The 21,331-nt window shown below is 42.9% G+C and carries 15 protein-coding genes and 1 riboswitch; of the genes, 7 read left to right on the top strand and 8 right to left on the bottom strand.

Annotation, left to right across the window (positions count from 1 at the left end):
* Positions 1–17: 17 nt before the first annotated feature.
* Together ACHWSC_RS06665 and ACHWSC_RS06660 are read left to right on the top strand one after the other, a co-directional pair.
* A complete protein-coding gene (locus ACHWSC_RS06665) occupies positions 18–3,194 on the top strand; it encodes a SusC/RagA family TonB-linked outer membrane protein (RefSeq protein WP_394676256.1) in 3,177 nt (1,058 codons plus the stop codon).
* Between the two features lie 5 nt (positions 3,195–3,199).
* On the top strand, positions 3,200–4,717 hold the full coding sequence (locus ACHWSC_RS06660) for a RagB/SusD family nutrient uptake outer membrane protein (protein WP_394676255.1): 1,518 nt from the start codon (positions 3,200–3,202) through the stop codon (positions 4,715–4,717).
* A gap of 97 nt (positions 4,718–4,814) precedes the next feature.
* Here ACHWSC_RS06660 and ACHWSC_RS06655 read toward each other — a convergent pair whose 3' ends face one another.
* Entirely contained in the window at positions 4,815–5,078 is a 264-nt protein-coding gene (locus ACHWSC_RS06655) for a 5-oxoprolinase (protein ID WP_070567048.1), read from the bottom strand.
* 66 nt (positions 5,079–5,144) lie between these two features.
* A riboswitch (SAM-I-IV-variant riboswitch) is annotated at positions 5,145–5,238 on the bottom strand.
* A gap of 210 nt (positions 5,239–5,448) precedes the next feature.
* Here ACHWSC_RS06655 and ACHWSC_RS06650 point away from each other — a divergent pair.
* From ACHWSC_RS06650 to ACHWSC_RS06635, 4 genes are all read left to right on the top strand, one after another.
* Positions 5,449–6,219 carry a DUF3050 domain-containing protein gene (locus ACHWSC_RS06650; RefSeq protein WP_309362435.1) on the top strand — a complete coding sequence of 257 codons (771 nt, stop codon included), beginning with the start codon at positions 5,449–5,451 and terminating at the stop codon, positions 6,217–6,219.
* A gap of 264 nt (positions 6,220–6,483) precedes the next feature.
* Positions 6,484–7,761, top strand: a complete 1,278-nt coding sequence (locus ACHWSC_RS06645; RefSeq protein WP_394676254.1) for a TolC family protein — start codon at positions 6,484–6,486, stop codon at positions 7,759–7,761.
* Positions 7,761–8,822 carry an HlyD family secretion protein gene (locus tag ACHWSC_RS06640; RefSeq protein WP_070567039.1) on the top strand — a complete coding sequence of 354 codons (1,062 nt, stop codon included), beginning with the start codon at positions 7,761–7,763 and terminating at the stop codon, positions 8,820–8,822. Before ACHWSC_RS06645 ends, ACHWSC_RS06640 begins: the two co-directional genes overlap by 1 nt.
* Positions 8,822–10,399: a hypothetical protein gene (locus tag ACHWSC_RS06635; RefSeq protein ID WP_394676253.1), complete on the top strand. Its 1,578-nt coding sequence runs from the start codon at positions 8,822–8,824 to the stop codon at positions 10,397–10,399. The genes ACHWSC_RS06640 and ACHWSC_RS06635 overlap by 1 nt, the downstream gene beginning before the upstream one ends.
* Here ACHWSC_RS06635 and ACHWSC_RS06630 read toward each other — a convergent pair.
* The 7 genes from ACHWSC_RS06630 to ACHWSC_RS06600 form a co-directional block, all read right to left on the bottom strand.
* Positions 10,396–11,712, bottom strand: a complete 1,317-nt coding sequence (locus tag ACHWSC_RS06630) for a TolC family protein (protein ID WP_394676252.1) — start codon at positions 11,710–11,712, stop codon at positions 10,396–10,398. The genes ACHWSC_RS06635 and ACHWSC_RS06630 overlap by 4 nt on opposite strands.
* A gap of 274 nt (positions 11,713–11,986) precedes the next feature.
* Positions 11,987–15,085: an efflux RND transporter permease subunit gene (locus tag ACHWSC_RS06625; protein ID WP_394676251.1), complete on the bottom strand. Its 3,099-nt coding sequence runs from the start codon at positions 15,083–15,085 to the stop codon at positions 11,987–11,989.
* Between the two features lie 35 nt (positions 15,086–15,120).
* The gene (locus tag ACHWSC_RS06620; protein WP_394676250.1) at positions 15,121–16,221 is read right to left on the bottom strand and encodes an efflux RND transporter periplasmic adaptor subunit; all 1,101 of its coding nucleotides are present in this window, start codon (positions 16,219–16,221) and stop codon (positions 15,121–15,123) included.
* A gap of 113 nt (positions 16,222–16,334) precedes the next feature.
* Complete coding sequence (locus tag ACHWSC_RS06615) at positions 16,335–17,711, bottom strand: ATP-binding protein (RefSeq protein ID WP_153845209.1); 1,377 nt, start codon at positions 17,709–17,711, stop codon at positions 16,335–16,337.
* A complete protein-coding gene (locus ACHWSC_RS06610) occupies positions 17,711–18,391 on the bottom strand; it encodes a response regulator transcription factor (protein WP_394676249.1) in 681 nt (226 codons plus the stop codon). The genes ACHWSC_RS06615 and ACHWSC_RS06610 overlap by 1 nt, the downstream gene beginning before the upstream one ends.
* Positions 18,392–18,595: 204 nt before the next feature.
* Complete coding sequence (locus ACHWSC_RS06605) at positions 18,596–19,882, bottom strand: sensor histidine kinase (RefSeq protein WP_394676248.1); 1,287 nt, start codon at positions 19,880–19,882, stop codon at positions 18,596–18,598.
* 9 nt (positions 19,883–19,891) lie between these two features.
* A complete protein-coding gene (locus ACHWSC_RS06600) occupies positions 19,892–20,566 on the bottom strand; it encodes a response regulator transcription factor (RefSeq protein WP_201638815.1) in 675 nt (224 codons plus the stop codon).
* 166 nt (positions 20,567–20,732) lie between these two features.
* Here ACHWSC_RS06600 and ACHWSC_RS06595 point away from each other — a divergent pair, with 166 nt between their 5' ends.
* Positions 20,733–21,257 carry a DinB family protein gene (locus ACHWSC_RS06595; RefSeq protein WP_394676247.1) on the top strand — a complete coding sequence of 175 codons (525 nt, stop codon included), beginning with the start codon at positions 20,733–20,735 and terminating at the stop codon, positions 21,255–21,257.
* Positions 21,258–21,331: the final 74 nt, after the last annotated feature.

Here is a 21,331-nt window from a genome sequence, read left to right as displayed (position 1 = left end):
AAACAAAAAAAGTAAATATGAAAACAGAAAAGACAAGACAATGGCCTTTGATCAAGGGCCTGTCCTTCGGTCCTGAGGCCAGTATAATGGCACTCTGTCTTTCGATAGCTGTACCCTACACGGGCTCAGCAGCATCACTAAGGACGACAGACCGTCGTTTTGCCCCAACAGAAAAAGCCCCTTCCACCATCCTTGATAGGATAGGTCAACAGCGTACAATAAAAGGAAAAGTGCTGGACAATACAGGGCGCCCGCTACCCGGTGTGACAGTACGGGTCAAAAATGCAACGCAGGAAACGCAAACGGATCAGCAGGGACAATTCGAGCTCAGCCTGACGGGTGGAACTGCCGTACTGACGTTCTCTTCTTTGGGATTTGAAACCAGGGAAATGGCTGTTGCTGCCAATGAGGGAACCGTGAGTGTGCAGCTGAACGACGCTTCGTCGAGTTTGGAAGAGGTTGTTGTGGTCGGTTACGGCACGCAAAAGAAAGTAAACCTAACCGGTGCCGTGGCTACAGTGAGTGGCAAAGATATGATCAAACGACCCGTTGTCAATACAGCTTCCATGCTGCAGGGGGCAATCCCGGGCGTACAAATCAATCAAGGGTCGGGAGAACCGGGCAATGAAGGTGTATCCATCCGCATTCGTGGTAAGGGTACCTTTAGCGGCGCGGGATCGGATCCTCTGGTGCTGATTGATGGTGTACAGGGCAAATTCTCCGACGTCAATCCCAATGATATTGAAAATGTCAGTGTGCTGAAAGATGCAGCCTCCGCAGCAATCTACGGCTCGCGTGCAGCCAATGGCGTTATTCTGATCACGACGAAACAAGGGAAATCGGGAAAAACAACCGTCCAGTATGACGGAAATGTGGGTATCTATAAGCCCACGAAAATGTTTGATCTGATCACCAATTCGGCGCAGTATATGGAATTATACAACGAAGCGCGGAAGAATTCCAATCTCAACGACGGCCTATATCCCGCCGATGTGATCGCTGCCTATCGCAACAGTAATGATCCTGTAAAATATCCAAATACAGACTGGCTGGGACTTATTTTCCAAACGAAACCGACTTATACCCATAATCTCGGTATCCAGGGCGGAAACGAGAAGACAACCTTTAATGTTGGTTTGGGCTACGTCAATCAGGATGGAATGATCAAAGGTTTTAACTACGACCGTTATTCCGCCCGCCTCAATCTGACGACCAAAATCTCGGAAGGTATTAAATTCGGAACAAATATCTTGCTCAAAACTGGGCATACCGAATCTATTCCAGGCGGATCCAAAGATCTCTTCCTGTCGGCTATGTCGCAGGCACCAACCTATGGCCCATTTTTGCCGGATGGTAGCGGACGGTACACGTACAAAGCTTACGACTGGGAGTACAACAATAAAAATCCTATGGCGGTATTGGATCGGAAATTCACCTATAATACCGATGACTATGCAGCCAATTTACAGGCTTGGATGGAGGTACAGTTGTTTAAAGGTCTTTCCTGGTATACCAAAGGTGCCTATAATTTCAATATGGACAAGTACAAGGATTATAAATCAACGTTGGATGAATATTACTACCATACAGGCACGCTCGGAACAACACTGGATCTTGGAAAGGGCCTTACGGATCAGGATCAGCAAACAATATACACCAATTTATTTACTTACCTGAACTATGATCGCGCGTTTGGGGCACACCACCTCAAAGCTCAGGCCGGATATAGCATTGAAAAAAGTAAGTATACCTACCTCCAGGGCTTCAGACAGAATTTTGTCGACGATACGCTAACAGAATTAAATGCGGGGGGATCGGATATTCAACGGGCAAACGGAACGGCCAACCAATGGGCGCTGATCTCTTATTTCGGCCGATTGAACTATGATTATCAAGGGAAATACCTCTTGGAAGCCAATATGCGTTACGATGGTAGTTCCAAGTTTTACGGTAAAAACCGTTGGGCAGCGTTTCCTTCTTTCTCTGCAGGCTGGCGTGTATCTGAAGAGTCTTTTGTTAAGGAATTCGCTTCCGGTTGGCTGGATAATTTGAAGATCCGTGGATCCTGGGGTCAACTCGGAAATCAGAATACCGGCAACTATCCATATCAACCCGTATTGGGACTGACCGGAAATTATTCTTTTGACAATAGTACGCTAAATTCAGGTGTTGCTCAACAGGGATTAAACAACCCGATTATCAAATGGGAAACAACAACGATGACCGATGTGGGATTGGACCTGAGCCTGTTTAAAAATTTAGATATCACCTTTGACTGGTATAAAAAGAGGACGACCGATATTCTAAGACAGTCACAGATTACTGCAATCGTTGGTTTGGGAGCACCTTATGTAAATGATGGAATTGTCGAGAATAAAGGTGTTGAGTTGGGAATTACTTATCGTAATCAGATTACTACGGGAGCATTGGAAGGGTTACGCTATCAGCTAGGTGCAAACCTCGATCGTTTCAAAAACAAGCTGGTCAAATTTGGCGAGCCTGAAATCGGCGGCTATACGATCAAAAAAAATGGCTATGCAATGGACAGCTTTTATACCTACGAAGTCATTGGCATATTTCAATCCGATGCCGAAGTAGCGGGGTCGCCTAAGCAGTTTAATGATAATACACTGCCAGGAGATCTTAAGTATCGGGATGTCAACGGGGACGGAAAAATAGATGCGAACGACAGAACAATTATTTCCGGTGTAGATCCAAAACTGAACTATAGCTTTAATCTAAGTGCAAGTTTTAAGGGCTTTGACTTTTCGGCTCTTTTACAAGGGGTATATGGCGTCAAATCCTATGTTTCGGGCTGGGGCGTAACCCCATTTGTACAGGGTAGCCCGCCGACAAAAGATTGGTTAGACCGTTGGACACCTGAAAACCCTTCGACAACGATGCCCCGTATTTATTGGGGTTGGAGTGCTCCGGAGAAATTCAGCCGTGCTTCCAGCTATTTTATACAGGATGCTTCATACTTCAGGTTGAAAAATCTTGTGTTCGGATACACTTTACCTGAAGGGTTATTGAAAAAATATAAAATTGAACGCCTAAGGGTTTATTTTTCGGGTGATAACCTCCTTACTGCGACCAAATTTAAGGGCTTGGACCCTGAACGCTATGGAAATGGTGATCTGGTACAGTATCCACAAAACAAGATTTATTCATTTGGTGTACAAGTTAACTTTTAAGTGCTATGAAAAAGAAATTTATAACAGCGTTGATGCTATCCGGACTATTTTTGGGTTCCTGTAACAGTGCCTTGGACCTCAATCCTTTGGATCAGATCGCTTCGGACAACTATTTTAGCAAAAAATCGGATTTTGATAATGCATTGGCCGGTGTATACGCGTCATTGCAGAGTGAGACGTTCTCCTATGGGATGCCTTTCCGGGACTGTCTGACCGACAATGGCTACAATCAGTTCAACTCAGGCAGCGTCAATGAAATCGTAGGTGGGAATTTAAATCCGACCACAGGGGGGTATGAAACCGGAATTTATAACGATGCTTATGTGGGAATAGGACGTGCCAATCGCCTGATCGAGAAGCTTCAGGGCTATAACGGCTCCGATATGAACGATGGGGAGAAGAAAAATATGGAAGCCGAAGCCCGCTTTATCCGTGCTTTTGTTTATTTCCAATTGTACAGTATTTATGGTGAGGTGCCGCTTGTGCTGACCTCCCTCAGTCTAGAGAATCAGCGTCAGCCAAAGGAAACTGCGGAGAATATCCTAAAACAGATTCGCGCTGATCTGGATTTTGGGATCGCTAACTTAGCGGCTAAACCTTATTTCAATAATGGGGGGCATGCGACCGCGAGTTCAGCAAAAGCTTTGAAAGCACGGGTTTTACTGTTTGCGGCTTATGGTGACAAAGGGGTGCCCGATTTAGCAATCTTGAAAGAGGTAAAAGACTTATGCAGCGATGTCATGAAAGAGTATACCCTAAGTACGGCTTTTGAAAATGTCTTTCGCGATGCAACACAGAAGAACAATACTGAGATTATCTTTTCGGTCAATTTTCTGGCACCGAATAATACAGCCCCCTGGGACATGTACCTAGGCGATTGGATCGCTGCTTCACCTTTACAGAACCTGGTGGATACTTATGAATGCAAAGATGGTTTGCCTTATGGTGAATCACCCTTGACTGACCGAGCCAATCCCTTCAAAGATAGGGATCCGCGCTTGAGCAAAACAATTTTCGTGGATCATCCCGACTTTGGCGGCGGTAAGATCCATACACCGTCCAATCCGCGGCCTACAGGTTATGGGGTGCTGAAATTTTTGGATCCGGCCAACTTACCTTTTGGCTTTTCAACATTGAGCCAACAGGATGCGGTTGTACTGCGGTTTGGGGAGGTGTTATTGATGTATGCCGAAGCACAAAATGAAATCGCTGGACCAGACCCATCGGTTTACGATGCCATGAATACCTTGAGGAGCCGCGTTCAGATGCCTGGGTTCCCTGCCGGTTATACCAAGGAAAAAATGCGCGACCGTATCCGTCACGAAAGAAGGGTTGAACTTGCTTTCGAAGGACTACGGCATTACGACCTGATTCGTTGGCATATCGCAGGCGAAGTACTCAATGCGGTCAAAGACAGTAAAGTGCCCTATCATTTTGAGGACAAATTTTACCGCTGGCCATTACCACAAACAGAAATTGAGAAAAGTGCAGGTGTATTAATTCAGAATCCAAACTATAAATAATAAGATTATTGCCTTCTTTTAAATCGGCAATTTCCTAAACCAACGACAGCAGCGCGCACGAAGTCCTTTCGATGCGCGCTTTTTTTGCCGATAACGATTACTGTAAAGGAATCAGGACATTCTGTTCCAAGCGTACAGGGACATGTTTCACCGAGGTAAAACCGTCTTCCTTGGAAATAATGTTGGAAAGATCTAGTCCTCTTTTGGAGAATGTACTGATCAAAGCTGTTCTAAAGGTTGCCTTGGCTGAACCCCAGCCTTGTCCTAAGATGGTGTCGTTGTTGAGCTGGATCAGTTCATCTGTTGAGTAATAACTGAATTTTTCCAGTAAGTGTTGGTAAAGATTTGTTGTAGTAGCCATACAATTTAAAAATTTAAAGGATTAAACCATAAACTGTATCCAGATCTTGTTGGGAAAATAATCGTTCAGCGACGTTTATTTTGGTCGAAACCCGTATTAATTTACCACCGCGGTGCCTGCACTCGGTTGGTATTGCATCATGCAATTCTGAATACTCTACAAATATAGTAGATTATTTTTTATAATAAAAAATATTTTTGTTTTTAAGGGTAAATGAGCGCTAACAACAGGAATAGGGAGGTCAAAAGCGAGGCGCGTTGTTGGCTGTGATTTGGTTATGAAGCGGATAGCTGGTCGAAAAATTTATCATGTTACTGTAATCTCATCGAAAATACTTTTAAAAACAGAGATAAGACAATACTTTTGCGCCATGAATAGAATTGCGGAAATTAACGAATACATTGCTGCCGAACGCGAGGTATTATTGCAACACCCTTTATATCGTAAGATCAAAACGATCAAGAATCTACGTTCTTTTACAGAAGGGCATGTGTACGCTGTATGGGATTTTATGTCTTTACTAAAAGCTTTACAGATTAAATTGACCTGTACGACTTTACCTTGGTTTGCGAGTGAGCATCCATCAACGCGCTATCTAATCAACGAAATTGTATTGGCTGAGGAGTCGGATGAATACATTGATGGCCGCCGTTTGAGCCATTTTGAGATGTATCTGGACGCCATGGATGCCATGGGTGCCGACCTTCATCTCGTCAACAAATTTATTGCTCACGCCAAAAAATCGAACAACATATTCGATGTCATTGCAACGACCACATTGGACAAGCGGATCAAAGACTTTTTGAATTTTACATTCGAAGTGATTGCTGAGGGCGAGGTGCATAAAATTGCTGCAGCATTTACATTTGGACGTGAAGACCTTATTCCGGGAATGTTTACCTCTATTTTGGAAGAAATTAAAACAAACTTTCCTACAGCCAATCTGGATAGCTTTATTTATTATTTTCAACGCCATATTGATCTTGACGGCGACGAGCATGGACCGTTGGCGATGCAGATGATCACAGATCTTGCGAAGGACGATGAGGTTAAATGGACAGAAATGAAAGAGATCAGTAAAATTGCGCTACAAAAAAGAATCCAGCTGTGGAATGCAATAGAAGATTCCTTATACGGATAATCTATTATTATACCGTCGAGAAAGGCCTTTCAAATCACGATTTGAAAGGCCTTTTTTATGTGCTATAAAAAAGGAGATTCTAAGGGCTTATTGGCAGATATTGGTCTTTTTGTTTGAATTGATGAAAAAATGTCTTTTTTCCATAACATATTGGCGTTTGTGAAGAAATCCAAGTTCCAATAAGTGTCTAAGTTTGCAACGCAAAAAAATTACATAGCACACGTGAACTTTTTTCCTCCCTATTGGGCAAAAGGCATACTAACCATGGGATTGTTAGTATGCGCTATTTCGGACACCTTCGCCCTCGATTCTTTGCGCATGTCCCTGAAAGACATGATCGACAAAGCGCTACAGAACAGTAAATACATCGAGCAGTCTTATTTGCAGCTCAAAGAAACTGAGGTGGCAGTACAGCAGCAACGCATGGAGTTGCTCCCTAAGATTTCCGCCAGAGCTTCTGCTAGTTATGCAAGTAATATGCCTGTGTATGACCAGGGGCTTTTAAATAAACCTTCCCAGCATGATATCATTCATTACTTGTACGATAGCGGCCTGGATTTTTATCTGAACCTCTACAATGGGCATCGGGACCTAATGAAAATAGAGTCCAAAAAATTGGAAAATGAGCTGGCCAGAATCGATTGGAAGAATGCCGCAGCGCAGACGAAATTGGAGGTTTGCAATCTTTTTTTGGATTTGGAACTGTCGTATAGTAACCGATCTTTAATCGAGCAGGATATTGCTGATCAACGGGTACAGCTCAAGGAGATTGAGCATCTGTATAAGGCGGGCGTGGTATTACACAGTGACGTCTTGCGTATTTCGTTGGAGCTTTCGAAGCGGGAACTGTTGCTCGTGCAGATCGGTCATGATATTCAGGCTGCAAATCAGAAGCTGCAGCTTATTGGCGGTATTACAGCAGAGATTATCCCCTTGACCGAACCTTTTAAAGTGGAGAGCCCCGGCTATGAAGCGCTTGTTGCCGAAGCGCGAAGCCATGCTTTTTCCCTCCTAAAATCCGAACAGGAAGTTGTTTTGAAGAAATTGTCGGTCAAACAGGCGCGATCAAATTATCTTCCTGAGTTGGGGTTGACCAGTACATTTACCTTTGCCAATCCACAGGTCTTCTTGTATCCCTATAATCCCAGCTGGTATAATCTGAGTATCACAGGGCTCAAATTAACCATACCGATCTCGGCAATTTATCTCAATAAAAACGTGGTGCGCGGAGCACAGATCGCATTGGATCGACAAGAGGTAAAACACCATCATGAGGAGGAGATTTTGGAAAATCAGCTGTTACAGGCCCTGTTGGATTATCAATTGGCTATTAAGCAGCAGGACGTCTGTCAAAACAATAAGGCGTTGGCGCAGGAAAATGCACGAATTATAAAAAACAGGTATTTTAAATCATCGGCTTTGATTACGGATCTCTTGGATGCTGATATGCAATACCTAAAAACACTTTTTGATCTTGAAACCGCACATATTGCGATACAGAAACATTATTATTTTATCGAATTTTTGAAGGGTACTATCTAATGAAACCTAAATCACGTAGAACAGTTGTGGAGGCACAACTCACTCGAATCACCAACTGGTTGGCCGGAATTGTCTTGTTGGCTTTGTTGTTATGGGGCGCTCAAGCATTATGGATGCGACTGCGGTATACCTACACAAATGATGCACAGGTAACACAGTATATCAATCCCATTGTTTCTCGGGTAGGAGGATATGTGGTTTCTGTGCATTATCACGATCATCAATTGGTTAAACGGGGTGATACCTTGTTGCTTATAGATAATAAGGAATATAAATATGAGGCTGATCAGGTAGCGGCATCCGTCAATAAGGAAGCTGCAGAGATCAATGTTCTTCATAGTCAAAAGGAAATTCTCCAGGCGGAACATGAGTCTTTACGCACATCAATTGCTGCCGGGGAGGCTCGGGTAACCAAGCAACAGTTGGAATATGATCGATATAATTATTTGTTTCAGGAAAAGTCTGCAACGGCACAGCAACTGGAGGATGTAAAAGCGACGTTGGATGTGTATAAGAGTGAGCTGGCTTCGTTAAAGCATAAATTACAGGCTTCACAGGAGCGTGTGCATGATGTGGATATGAAAAAAGGTGTGGTGGATGCCGAACGTGTTCGTTTGACGGCTGCTGTCGGCCGTAAAAGGCTTGATGTTGGGTATACCGTTATTCGCGCACCTTACGATGGACAGATTGGCAAACGCACGATTGAAAAAGGTCAAATGATAAGTGCTGGTGAAGTTTTGGGCTTTATCGTCAATAGAGAAACCCCAACCTGGGTAACCGCTAATTTTAAGGAAACACAACTGCGTTATTTGCATCTTGGCAATAGGGTTGAGGTGGTTGCCGACGCGTATCCGGATCAAAAATTTTATGGAAAAATTATTTCCATCTCCCCGGCTACTGGATCTGCATTCTCCCTTTTGCCGCCAGATAATGCAACAGGCAACTTTGTGAAGATTGTACAACGCGTACCTGTGCGCATTGAGCTGGATAAGCAAAAGGGAGCCCAACAGCTTCTTTCGGGAATGAATGTGAATGTATCGGTATCAAAAAAACAGAAATAGTGAAGGGAATTTTTAAAGAATGGGTGCCGGAGTGGTTGATCAAGCTTATCTTGTTTAGCAGTTTGATGCCCAGTATGGTCTTATTTTTCCTGCCGGGTGCAAATACAAATGTCACCGCTGGATTTTACGGTGCCCAACCCAGTGATGTCCAGTTTCTGATCATTTTGTTTTATGCTGGTTTTGTTGGATTCTACGTTTTAGAACGACGCTTTTTTTTATACTTTCCCATCAAGCAGTACTACATTATTTTTAATCTTCTGCAGCTATTGAATTGCTTTTTGATGTACAGCATCACCGATATCAGCTGGGTATATGGCCTGCGCTTTTTCCAAGGGATGTTGTTTGCTTCTGCCGTAAACTTATCGATCTCCATGATATTCTCACGGTTGAAAAGCGATCGGGCTAAGGAAGTAAGTTATGCTGTCTTTTTCGGCATGTTACTCTGCAGCTCCCCATTTAATACTTTCGTCACGGCAAAATTTATCGATTCATTCAATTTTGATCAGCTCTATCTATACGCTGCCTTATCATTTGTACCGGGTTTATTGTTGATTATGCTGTCGATGCGCTCTATACGTCATATACGCCCTTACCCTTTGTTTTCATTAGACTGGGCAAGCTGCATTTTCTATAGTCTTGTGATCGTCAGTTTTGGCTATCTAATGGTGTATGGACAAGAAGTTTATTGGTTTAACGATCAACATATGCTGATCATATTAGGGGTAGGTCTAGCGTTGCTTATTCTTTTTATTGTTCGGCAAATGATGCTCAGGCGTGTGTATGTTCATTTGGCGATTTTTAAGAACAGGAACTTTCTCTTGGGCTTATTGATTTTGTACATGATGTATATTGAGCGCTTCTCCTTGACTATCTCAAATCAATATCTCGTACAGGTTATTCAACTCGATCCTATTCATTTGTCCTATATCCAGTGGTTTAATATTGCTGGTATTGTCGCTGGTGTTCTAGGCTCATTGTATTGGATGCTTGAGCAACGCCCCGTAAAATGGATTTGGATTTCGGGCTATTGTTGCTTGCTGCTGTTTCACCAATGGATGTTTTTCTCCTTTGAGGGGCAGGGTAATGATGCGCATTTTTGGATACCCTTAGTTTTACACGGACTCGGAGTAGGGCTTATTATGGTACCCACCATCTTATTTTGCATTACCAGTGTCAGCCCTCAATTGGGGGCTTCTGCTGCTGCGGTCTGTCTTGCTATCCGATACCTGGGCTACACGAGCAGTATCGGTTTACAGAATTTTTTCAAGTTGTTTGAATATGCCCAGCACCAGCAGGTTTTTAGGGACCAAACGGAAGTGGGCAATCCCTTATTTCGGGAGTACCTGCAGCAGGAATCTGTCAGCATTTTGCAGCATGGACTGCAGTATAAGGAACATACGGCAGCCTTAAAGCTCGTTGCTGAGCGGGTCAAGATCCAATCCTTTGTGCGCTATGCCATGGATTATTATGAGATTATGTCCATGATCAGTATCAGCATACTTTTGCTGATACTGATTTCGCCTTCTTTGAAAAGCATGTATAAGAAACTAAGAAAAAACAGAATTTCTCCAGCTTAGATCTCCTGAATATCCCATATCCCGGCTGTACGTTGGAGTTCGACCAAGGCGATTGCATAATTGTAACGGGCTTCATAATAGCTAAGCTGTGTTTCATTGTAGGTCCTTTGAGCATTTAAAACTTCCAGTAGGGATGTTTCGCCTCTTTTATAGCTGTAAACCTTTCCTTCCAAAATTGCTTTTGCTTCCGATAGCATAGCGCTGTCAAATAGCTGTACCTGTTTTTGAGCGGCCTGGTAGGAGAGGAACGCTTGCGTAACTTCGATCTGAATGCGTAGGAGCACGTCCTGATAGGTAATCTCATCCTGATCAATCTTAAATTTTGCGGCTTTAAGATCGCCTGTTTTAAAATTCGAGAACTTTAGCGGAATTGAAATACCTGCATTTATAGCCGTAAACTGAGGCGTTGGGGCAGTTTCATTTCGTGCTTCTCCATTATGAGTGATGCCAAAAGAAAGCCCGAGGTCTACTACCCGATTGGCCTGAGCCAATTGGAGCAGACGCTGTGAAAGCTGTTTGTTTTGCAGGGCAACTTTTAGATCGCTGCGGTCATTTTGGGCTACTCGAACCAGTTCATCTAAGTGGTATGCCCGGTCCAAATGATCGAAAGCATCTGGGGGTACCCCCATTGTCGTAAGGGAGTTGTCTGCCATAAATAGGGAAAGGTTTACAAGGGCGGATTTCCAGGTTGCTTCTGTTGCCAGCAACGTATTGTGCATATTGGCGGCCTCCAATTTAGATTGGCGGAAATCTATTTCAGGGATGCTCCCCAATTTATAACGGATACTATCCGATGTGGCCAATTGCCTAAGTTGCTGATAGGAATTTTGGTTTATTTTCACCAATAATGCCTGCTGTTTTGCTGTTAAAAATGCGAGTGTAGCGTCGGCACGTAAATTTCGGAAATAGTCTGCTAGCAATAAACGGGTTACCTCGGCTTCATCTTTGGCCAGGTTTATCCGGGCTTTTCGTTTAGCCCCCAGCTCCAGTGTCCATGCAATTCCCGCATTATAGCCCCGCCCCAGTTGTTTTGTACGTTCACTATTATCAAAAATGCCCATGCTAAATTCAGGGTCAGGAAACACCCTGGCGCTAATGATATTGGCTTCAGCAATGCTGAGGTTGAATTTTTCGGCGGCGTAACCCAGATTATTTTTAGCGACTGTATGTATAAATTTTGAATAATCGAGTTGCTGCCCTGTCACTTCTGACACGCTGCTCTTCCTATCCTGAGCGATTGCTGTATGGTATAGCGCGAGTATAAAAAGAAAAAAGGTAAAGCTTTTCTTTGTTAAAATAGGTTGTTTGTTCATGATCATCGACTTGTTCTGAATGTTCTGTTTTAGTGATTCTTTTATTAAAGCACCAGGGCGCTCTTTGACACATGAAATATGTCGCCCGGGCTATTCGTAAGCGCCTTCCGTTTGGCCCCCCTGCTTCCTGACTAGCGTGGACCTTCAGCGGATGTGATAGCTGTGCAGGTTTGGCTAAAGGCTTTTCAATGTTCAGGTTGAATCCATTCCATATTCAGGTTGAATCCACTCGAAACAGCAGAAAGCAAGCTGTTTCGAATGGATGAATTTGTATTTATTCTACGGGGGCTTTTTGTGTGGTACTGTTACGTTCTAAAAGATAATAGAGTGGGGGGAGCACAAATAGTGTCAGGATAGTCGAAAATAGTAAGCCATAAACGATTACCGTTGCCAAAGGGCGTTGCACATCCGATCCAATCCCTGTTGCTAGTGAAGCCGGAAGTAAACCAAGAATAGCTACCGTGGCAGTCATCAAAACGGGACGAAAACGACTAAAGGCTCCCTGTGTTACCGCTTTATGCAGCAGCAGCCCGTTTTTACGTAGTACATTCATCTGTGAAAGCATCAAGACACCGTTTTGTATAGCAACACCGAATAAGGCAATAAAACCGACTGCTGAGGAAACGTTTAGCGTCATCCCGCGAACATGGAGTGCGAGCATTCCGCCAAAAAGTGCCAAGGGTACGATGCCCATTAATAGACCGGCTTGCCTAAATGAACCAAATGTGCCATACAATAGAATAAATATAATGGCTAATGTCAATGGGACGATAATGGCAAGACGCGTATAGGCACGTTGCTGATTTTCAAATTGTCCGCCCCATTTTAACGTAATTTTATGTTGGTCATACGGTATGTTTTTGGCAATGGCCTGCTGTGCTTCAGTGAGGAATGTCCCTAGATCGCGACCGCGAACATTTAGACGGACCGTCAACTGCCGGTTGTTGCGCTCGCGTGAAATCATACTTTCTCCCGTATTGAGTTTAATAGTGGCCACCTGGGCTAGTGGAATACGGTTTCCATTTTCGGGATACAGCATTAAATTGCCGATTTTTTCGGGCGAATTCCTGTTTTCCTCCTGATATTGACAGGTAATATCATACACTTTGATTCCCTGATAGACCTGTGCAACGGCTTTTCCCCCGATAGCGATCTGGATCAGGTCAGTCACATCAGCGATGTTCAGTCCGTATTGTGCTATTTTATCGCGATCGGCGATAATTTGCAATTGGGGGAGTGGTGGCTCCTGATCAATGGCCAGATCGACAGCTCCCCTCACTTGTTGGAGTGTTGTGATCAGTTCCTCGGCGACCCGTCGGGTTTCTTTTAAATCATCGCCGAATATTTTGACAACGAGCTCACTATGGGCGCCAGCGATTTTATCCATGACACCGTCGATCATGGGTTGGGAAAAAGCAACATTGAAGCCTGGCATTTTCGCATATTCTGCTGCAAGTTCATTGATCAGGTCTTCCTTGGTTTTTCCCCATTTCCATGTTTTGTAAGGTTTTAATCCCACACTAACTTCGAAATGGGAGGGTGTCCAGGCGTCGGTACCATCGTCGTTACGCCCTGCCTGAACCATGACATAGGAGATCTCATCGTGTTTAAGTGTGCGGGCACGTAGGGTATCACTCATTTCTTTGGACTTTTCTACCGTGATGCCTGGGGGGAGCGACACTTGAAGCCAGATCGAACCTTCATCCAACGACGGAAGAAAGTCCTTGCCAACGGAGGCCGTGAGCAAACCTGTGGCAAGCAATACGATTGCCAATGGAATGAAAACTTGTTTGGGAGCCCGCATAACCTTTTCTATCGCCGACTGATAAGCCGCAGTCAATTTTGCCAACCATTTGTTGTGAAAGATTTTTTGAGGTTTGCGATAGATCAAATAGGCCAACCCTGGAATAAGCACAAGAGCGACAGCCAAGGCACCGAAGAGGGCATAACCTACGGTATAGGCCATCGGCGTAAAAAGTTTTTTCTCGACGCGCTCAAATGCAAACAGGGGAAGATAGGCTGTAATAATGATCAGTGTCGCAAAGAATATGGGTTTGGCGACTTCAGAAATTTTCTGCGCAATAGTTTTTTCCTGCAGCAGACCTTCCGGTTCATCTTCCCTTTTTTTAAGAATGGTTTCGAGTATAACGATGGCTCCGTCTACAATAATCCCAAAATCAATTGCCCCTAAGGAAAGCAAGTTGGCGGGAATATGGGTGAAATGCATCAGAATAAAGGCAATCAGCAAGGAAAATGGAATTGTTATGGCCACCAAGAGTGCGCCGCGCCAGCTGCCCAGAAAAATAATAAGGACAAAAATAACCAAGATCATACCTTCGAGAAGGGTTTTGGAAACGGTATGTAGGGTATTGTCGACCAAACTTGTTCTGTCGAGCACGACATGTATTTTTACGCCTTCCGGAAGATTTTTTTCGTTTAGTTCCTGTACCGTCGCATTTACGCCCGCCAAAACATCAGAAGGATTCTCATTTTTTAATAGCAGGACAATACCTTCGATATTGTCCGAATAATTGGCCCCGCGTTTATCCGAATATCCTAAAGCCCCTTTGCGGGCTAAATTACCAAGTTTGATCTGACCGAGGTCACGCATATAGATGCGGTTTCCGTTGGTGGATTTTACGACGATGTTGCCCAAATCATCCAATGTCTTGACCAGACCGATGCCACGGATGACGTACGACTGATCCCCACGGTTCATCACACTGCCGCCGGCATTGGCATTGTTGCTTTCGATCTTGGCGACAACTTCGGCAAGCGAAATTTCATATTGATCAAGCTTTTTGGGATCTAATTCCACTTGAAACTGTGTGGTGATTCCACCAAAATTGGTTACATCAGCAACGCCCGAAACCTGTTTGATTTTGGGAATAATAACAAAATTTTGGAGATCCGTCAACTGTCGTAAATCGTGGGTTTTACTTTCAAGAATATAACGGAAGATCTCACCTGTGGGTGAAGTCAGTGGATCCAATCCCGGACTGGCACCATAGGGCAGGGATAAATCAGCTAGACGCTCCTGTATACGGGCTCTCGCCCAATAATCTTCAACACCATCTTTGAAGACAATCGTGACCATGGATAGACCAAAAGTCGTTTTACTGCGCATTACTTCCATCCCCGGCAATCCATTGATGGCCTGTTCGATCGGGATGGTGATCTGCTGTTCCATTTCTTCGGCAGCGAGTCCCGGCACCTGAGTTACGACCTGTGACGATACATCAGCGATATCAGGGTATGCCTCAACCGAAAGTTGGCGCCAGGCATAGTAACCGAAAAAACCGATCAATAGAAAAGATGCGGCGATTACCCATCTCTTTGCAATGATATGGCCAATCAATTGTTTAATATTCATGTGTTTCTATTTTAAAAGTTGAAAGCCTGAGCCCATCACAGGCCGGGTGTTAAATAAAAGGCACCTTCACCAACAATCTGTTCCTGCGGAACCAGGCCCGTTAAAATCTGGATCGCATCACCTTCTGTTACGCCAGTCGTAACAAAGCGCTTGACGAAGGTATTGGACGATGTTTTGACCCAAACAAAACTCTTATCGTTAAATTGAAATACAGCTTTTGCCGGAATGAAAAGTGTCGGAGTCGTTTGCCGTTCGAATTCGGCGTTGACATACATCCCTGGTTTTAAGGTACGATCAGCATTTTCACAGGCAATGAGGACCTCAATATTCCGGCTTGCTTCGTCGACAAATTGGTTGATATGGACAATTTTTCCGGGTATTTTTTTAGCCGGGAGCACATCTACGCTCACTTCAACACGCGCAAGTTGATCGATTGCTGGCAAGTCTTTTTCTTTGATGTAGGCCGAAACCCATACTTTTGACAATTCTGCAATGCGGAGTAATGCCGGAGCATCTTCTTTCGTGTACTGGCCCAGTACAATCGAACTGCTTAAAATTTCTCCTTGAATAGGTGAACGAACAAGGAGAGGCTCACCGAGAATGCTATGGGTCGGGTTGCTGTCGAATATTTTTAAGGCAGCAGTGGCATTTCCAAGCGCAGCATTGCTCATTGCAAAATCTGTTTCTGCTTCCTCGAGTTCTTTTTTAGTGCCAACACCATGCGCAATCAGATCTTTTTGGCGTTTTAACATATTGTTGGCAAGCATAAATGCTTGTTTGGCGTCAAGGTAAGCCCTTTGTGCCTCAAAATAGTCGGATGAACTAATTGAAAATAAAGGCGTGTTGATGGTAACTTTTTGACCCAGTTTCACCTGGGATTTGACAATTCGTCCAGCAAAAGGTACCGGAATCTCCACATAACTGCTGGGAATAATCTTCACTGTAGCAGCTGCATTTAGTTTCAGTGCATGTTGTGCATTGGTCGTCGTAACAAATTTGAGTTTCGATAACAGGGACGTGTTTTCACTGACGGTCACGGTGTCTCCAACTGCGCTGATGGTCGGAGATTCGTTGGGGCTTTCGTGAGATTGGCTGTTGCAAGCTTGCAGCAACAGCAGCACAGGGATCCAATTCATGTACCTCAAGGATTGGGTCGAATAGTTGATTGTACGGTTAATCATACCGCAAAACTATCCACCTGCTCCCGATAAGCCGGTTAGAGGGGCTTTAGAAAAAAATTAGAATTTTATTAGAATAATGAACGATGGGGGATATCAATGCTAAAAACACTTCCAACACCTTTTGCCGAGCGGACGCTGATCTCGCCTTGATGGAGAAGCACGATTTTTCGGGTAAGCGATAAACCAATACCATTTCCCTCGCTATAATCTTTGTTGCTTCCACGATAGAATGGCGTGAATATATTGGGCAGATCGACCGGGTCAATGCCTATTCCGTCATCTTTAAATTCCAGCTGAATCCTATTTTCATCCGCCTTGATAGCGATTAGGCATTTTTGATTGGGTGAAAATTTACAGGCATTTTCAATGAGGTTGACAAAGGCGACCTGCAATAGATACTCATTTGCATTGATGGATAGAAGTTTTTCATCTTCAATCGCCGGATCGACAAAAATGTCGAGTTTATAATTTGGACTTGACTGGAGAACCTGCTGGCATGCATCAATTAGTATTTCGTCTATACGTAAGGTTTTAAACGCGATTTCAGAACTGTCGTAACTTGCTTTGGCAAAATCAAGTAAGCTATTAAATAACTTCTTCAGTTTCTGTGCATCATTTAGCGTATTGTCGATGACAGTTTTATACTCCACTATGCTGCGGTCCTTATTGGCAGAAATCTCGAGTTCTGCAATCATGGCGGCCAAGGGCGTTCTTAGCTCATGCGAGATATTGGAGACAAAATGCTTTTGGGCATCAAAGGAGTTCTCGAGACGGTCGAGCATCGCATTGAATGTACTCGCCAATTCGGAAAGTTCGTCTTTATTTCCGCTACTCGTAAGTCTGGCATCCAAACTTGTCGCAGAAATGGTTTTTACACGTTGTGTCATTTCCAGGATAGGTTGAAAGACCTTTTTGGAAAAGAATATTCCTGCTGCATAGATCAGAAATATAGACAAAATGAAAACCAAAAGAATAGTAGATAATAGACTATTGAGTTTATTGTAGCCGTATTGATCATAAGCCGCGGCTGTGATGATGTAAGTTTTGTCTTTATATGGAAAGGTTATGCCGATGACCTGCCATTTTTCCTGATAAAATCGTATCTCTTTATTTTTGAGAATATCCTGTAGCATGGCTGGTGTCTCTTTGACAAAGTCGATATCTACGGCATCATGATACAAGAGGTCAAAACGGGTGTCGTAAATTGCAACCTCGACTTCGTTGAGGATTTTTCGGTTGTTGTGGTAGATATCTTCTAAGGTCTTTTTGTCAACTTTTGCATTCAAAAAAAGGTTTGCTTTGGTGTAAGCTTCTTTTTTCAATAGGGCGTAAAACTCTCTTTCCCGATTCTCCACCGCTGAAAAATATACTGTACAGGCAAATACCAGCAAAATGGTGGCTGTAATCAGCGTGAATAATATGGAGATTCGTGTCCTGATTCGCATTAGTCTTGTTTTAGAATAAAGCCCATTCCGGATTTGGTATGGATATATCTGGTCGCAAAATCTTTGTCGATTTTTTTACGTAGATAGTTGATGTAAACATCAATGAAGTTGGTTCCGGTGTCGAAATGCGTTTCCCACACTTTTTCAGCAATTTCCATTCTGGAAAGGACACGCTCGGGATTTTGCAATAAATAATGGAGTAACTTGAACTCTTTGGGGGTCAAATGGATTTCGGTATTATTCCTTTTGACGCCTTTGGTATGGAGATTCATTTCCAGATCTCCATAACGCAAAATTGTTCCCGTGATTGTATCTTGTTTTTGATATCTTTTGAGCAGGACTCTGATGCGGGCTAGGAGTTCGCGCATTTCAAAAGGCTTGACCAGATAGTCATCCGCTCCGGCGTCAAAACCCTCAATTTTATCGTCTGTAGTTCCTAATGCTGTTAACATGATAATGGGAACATCGGGTTTGATATGACGAATTTCTTTGCAGAGATCCAATCCATCCATCTTAGGGAGTACGATATCGGTTATGATAAGATCAAAGTCGTGTTGTAAGGCCATTTTCTTTCCAGATATGCCGTCGTAGGCAATAGCTGTTTGAAATTCATTTTCATCAAGTCCGCGTTTGATCAATCCTGCGACACGTACGTCATCTTCGACTAGGAGAATCTTCATATAAAGAAAAACGTTAAAAACTTCGATGAATCGAAGTTTATCTATGATACCAAATCATGGGCTATCCATGCATTGTCCCTACAAATGTATCAAACTAAGCTAAATTTACACGGATATGCAAATAAAACTTTCTACACGGTCCTGCGATGACATCACTTACCTAATGCCTGTTAATGATCGTAGAATAGGAATACTTTTGGAATTTTAAAAATGAATGGAAAAAATATGTTGATTATTTTCAAATTGATAATCAACAGTCCAGCCTTGATACCGGGCGATTTCGGTAATAATTGCCAATCCTAAACCACTGCCTTGGCTGTTTTTCGAAAGTTTGGAAAACCGTTTGAATAAAAGTATTTTATCTAAGGGCATTGAACCGGGGTTATATACCGTTAAAGAGGTTTGATTGAGATGTACAGCAATTGTATCGTTGGCATTGCTGTAACGTATGGCGTTCAGGAGTAGGTTGTTGATCAGGATTTCGGTCAGACTGCTGTTTCCTGTCAGCAGCACCGATGGTTGGATCTCTTGTTGCAGTCGAAGCTGTTTTAGCTCCAGATGTTCTTGCATGACTTCAATACTTTGAGTAACAAGCGAGTCCATACTGATTTTTTCGGAATGATCGAATTGACTGTTGTCAATTTTGGCGAGCAGCAGCAGGTTGCGGTTGATTCGCGTACTACGTGAAAGCGCTTTATGCATATCTTCAAAGAGCAGGTATTGCTCATCGCTTAGATCAGGGTACTGCAATAAAATATCTAACTTATTTTTTAGGATTGCCAAAGGTGTTTGCAATTCATGAGAAGCATTTTCAGTGAATTCCTTTTGTGATCGGTATACGGCCAGGTTTTTTTCAAGAAGCTTGGATAAGGATTGATTAAGCTCATGGAACTCTATGGTGTCCGTTTGCTGAAAGTCAACCTGTTGTTGACTATTGAGATTAAATGCCTTCAATTTATCAACGGTATCTCGAAATGGTTTCCAGAGCCTAAGTGATATTTTTCTGGAGATAATAAGTAAACCAATGACCAAGATAACAAAGAAAAACAGTGTTGTTGCGGCAATGGCGGCAATAGTCTCTACGGATTCCTCAATATTTGTTTGTACAGTAAAACGATAAGGCGCACCATTGATCTGAATAACAGATGATAGGCATCTAAATCGGTCAATTGTCTTTGGATCAACAAAACGCTGCGGTTTTTCGATGGTATACACGCTATCTTGCAATAAATCGCCCGGCTTTACTCGATGTATATTGGTTTCAGGTTGTATGTTATTCCATAAAGCGATGCTGGCTTCGAGCTTGTCTTCGGACAGTTTTAAACTGTTCAGTTCGTAGGTTGTTTTTTTGACGATAATTTCGTTATGTTCGTCTAATTCACTTTTCCATATCCCGTCGATTACAAAATAATAAACAGGAATACTGACACCTAGTACAATCAATACATAGAGTAGAAATGGGGCCGTTATTTTGCTCAGTAGGGGTTTCATCTTACTATTTTAATTTTCCCATTTGTAGCCCGTACCGTATACCGTTTTGATATAGGATTGACTTCCGGCGTCCTGTAGTTTCTTTTTTAAATTTTTGACATGAGCATAGACAAAGTCATGGTTATCGAGCATATCAGCAATGTCGCCGGACAAGTGTTCTGCTAAGGTACTTTTTGAAATTACTTTATTTTTGTTGCCAATAAAAAACATCAGCAGATCGAACTCTTTTTTTGTCAATACAACAGGAAGATCATTGACGATAACAGTTTTTGCAAGTAGATCAATCTGTATTTCATTTTGCACAACAATATTTGAGCTATTGAATTGTTTGCGACGGATCAAGGAATAGATTCGTGCTGTGAGTTCAGATAAATGGAAAGGCTTCGTTAGATAATCGTCGGCCCCCAGTTGTAGTCCATGGATTTTGTCGTCCAATGCATTTTTTGCAGAAATGATGATCACACCGTCCTGCTTTCGCTGCGTTTTCAACTCTTCGAGTAGTTTCAGACCATTTCCATCTGGTAGACCGATGTCCAGTAAGATACAGTCGTACTGGTATAACTGAATTTTGTCCAGAGCATCCTGCAAAGTTGGCGCAAATTCGCATAAATAGTGTTGTTCGCTAAGGTACGTAGCGATGCTTTTGGCCAGCTCCAATTCGTCTTCTATGATCAAAATCTTCATGCGGTAAAGATAGAAGTTCAATTTAGTAGAAATTTAGAATTTATTTCGCAATGATCTATCAATTTTGTTCATTTTTATTTCTTGTCCTACGACAAGTGTAATCGCTATTGAAACGTGTAATTTTAGTATAAATCAGTTATTTAGTATTTAAAAAAATCAAAACGAAATGGATAAACCGAAATCATTAAAATTAGAAATCATCATTCCTGCTTATCGCATGCACAGTCAAATTTTTCTGAATGCGTTGGATGGCGTTTCGGAAGAAGATGCATTAAAACGAATTGATGGACAGACCAACCATATCGTATGGATGGCGGGTAATTTTGTAAATGTGCGTTATGCAATGGCACATGTTCTTGGGCTTCAGGAAAATGATCCTTACCATGAGCTATTTTTTATGGGAAAGACACTCGATGAAAGTTATCACTATCCCAATGTGCAGGAATTAAAAGAAAATTTTAAATCGATATCACCGAAAGTCTATGCTGCTTTGCTGCAAGTGGACGATACGCAGCTGGCTGAACTATTTAAGATTAATATGAATATCCCTTTTATTGAGGAGGACAAGCTAAATTTCATAGGGATGTGTATCGGACGGGAGGATTATCTGGCCGGTCAGATTGCCTTGATGCGAAGGTTGCTGCACTATCCAGGCATGAAATACGATATTGACGAAAAAATCCAGTACTAAAAGAAAAAATCCAGTACTAAAAATAGAGACTCAAGATCGGCCGCTGCTTAAAACGTCCGATCTTGAGTTTTTTA

This window comes from uncultured Sphingobacterium sp., assembly GCF_964277905.1.
Lineage (GTDB): Bacteria > Bacteroidota > Bacteroidia > Sphingobacteriales > Sphingobacteriaceae > Sphingobacterium > Sphingobacterium siyangense.
This window is presented reverse-complemented; position numbering and strand designations above follow the sequence as displayed.

Bases quoted from the DNA above. Each gene is read 5' to 3' on its own strand.
- ACHWSC_RS06655 (WP_070567048.1), bottom strand. From the start codon at position 5,078: ATGGCTACTACAACAAATCTTTACCAACACTTACTGGAAAAATTCAGT.
- ACHWSC_RS06640 (WP_070567039.1), top strand. From the start codon at position 7,761: ATGAAACCTAAATCACGTAGAACAGTTGTGGAGGCACAACTCACTCGA.
- ACHWSC_RS06620 (WP_394676250.1), bottom strand. From the start codon at position 16,221: ATGAATTGGATCCCTGTGCTGCTGTTGCTGCAAGCTTGCAACAGCCAA.
- ACHWSC_RS06650 (WP_309362435.1), top strand. From the start codon at position 5,449: ATGAATAGAATTGCGGAAATTAACGAATACATTGCTGCCGAACGCGAG.
- ACHWSC_RS06665 (WP_394676256.1), top strand. From the start codon at position 18: ATGAAAACAGAAAAGACAAGACAATGGCCTTTGATCAAGGGCCTGTCC.
- ACHWSC_RS06645 (WP_394676254.1), top strand. From the start codon at position 6,484: ATGGGATTGTTAGTATGCGCTATTTCGGACACCTTCGCCCTCGATTCT.
- ACHWSC_RS06625 (WP_394676251.1), bottom strand. From the start codon at position 15,085: ATGAATATTAAACAATTGATTGGCCATATCATTGCAAAGAGATGGGTA.
- ACHWSC_RS06630 (WP_394676252.1), bottom strand. From the start codon at position 11,712: ATGAACAAACAACCTATTTTAACAAAGAAAAGCTTTACCTTTTTTCTT.
- ACHWSC_RS06595 (WP_394676247.1), top strand. From the start codon at position 20,733: ATGGATAAACCGAAATCATTAAAATTAGAAATCATCATTCCTGCTTAT.
- ACHWSC_RS06600 (WP_201638815.1), bottom strand. From the start codon at position 20,566: ATGAAGATTTTGATCATAGAAGACGAATTGGAGCTGGCCAAAAGCATC.
- ACHWSC_RS06610 (WP_394676249.1), bottom strand. From the start codon at position 18,391: ATGAAGATTCTCCTAGTCGAAGATGACGTACGTGTCGCAGGATTGATC.
- ACHWSC_RS06605 (WP_394676248.1), bottom strand. From the start codon at position 19,882: ATGAAACCCCTACTGAGCAAAATAACGGCCCCATTTCTACTCTATGTA.
- ACHWSC_RS06615 (WP_153845209.1), bottom strand. From the start codon at position 17,711: ATGCGAATCAGGACACGAATCTCCATATTATTCACGCTGATTACAGCC.
- ACHWSC_RS06660 (WP_394676255.1), top strand. From the start codon at position 3,200: ATGAAAAAGAAATTTATAACAGCGTTGATGCTATCCGGACTATTTTTG.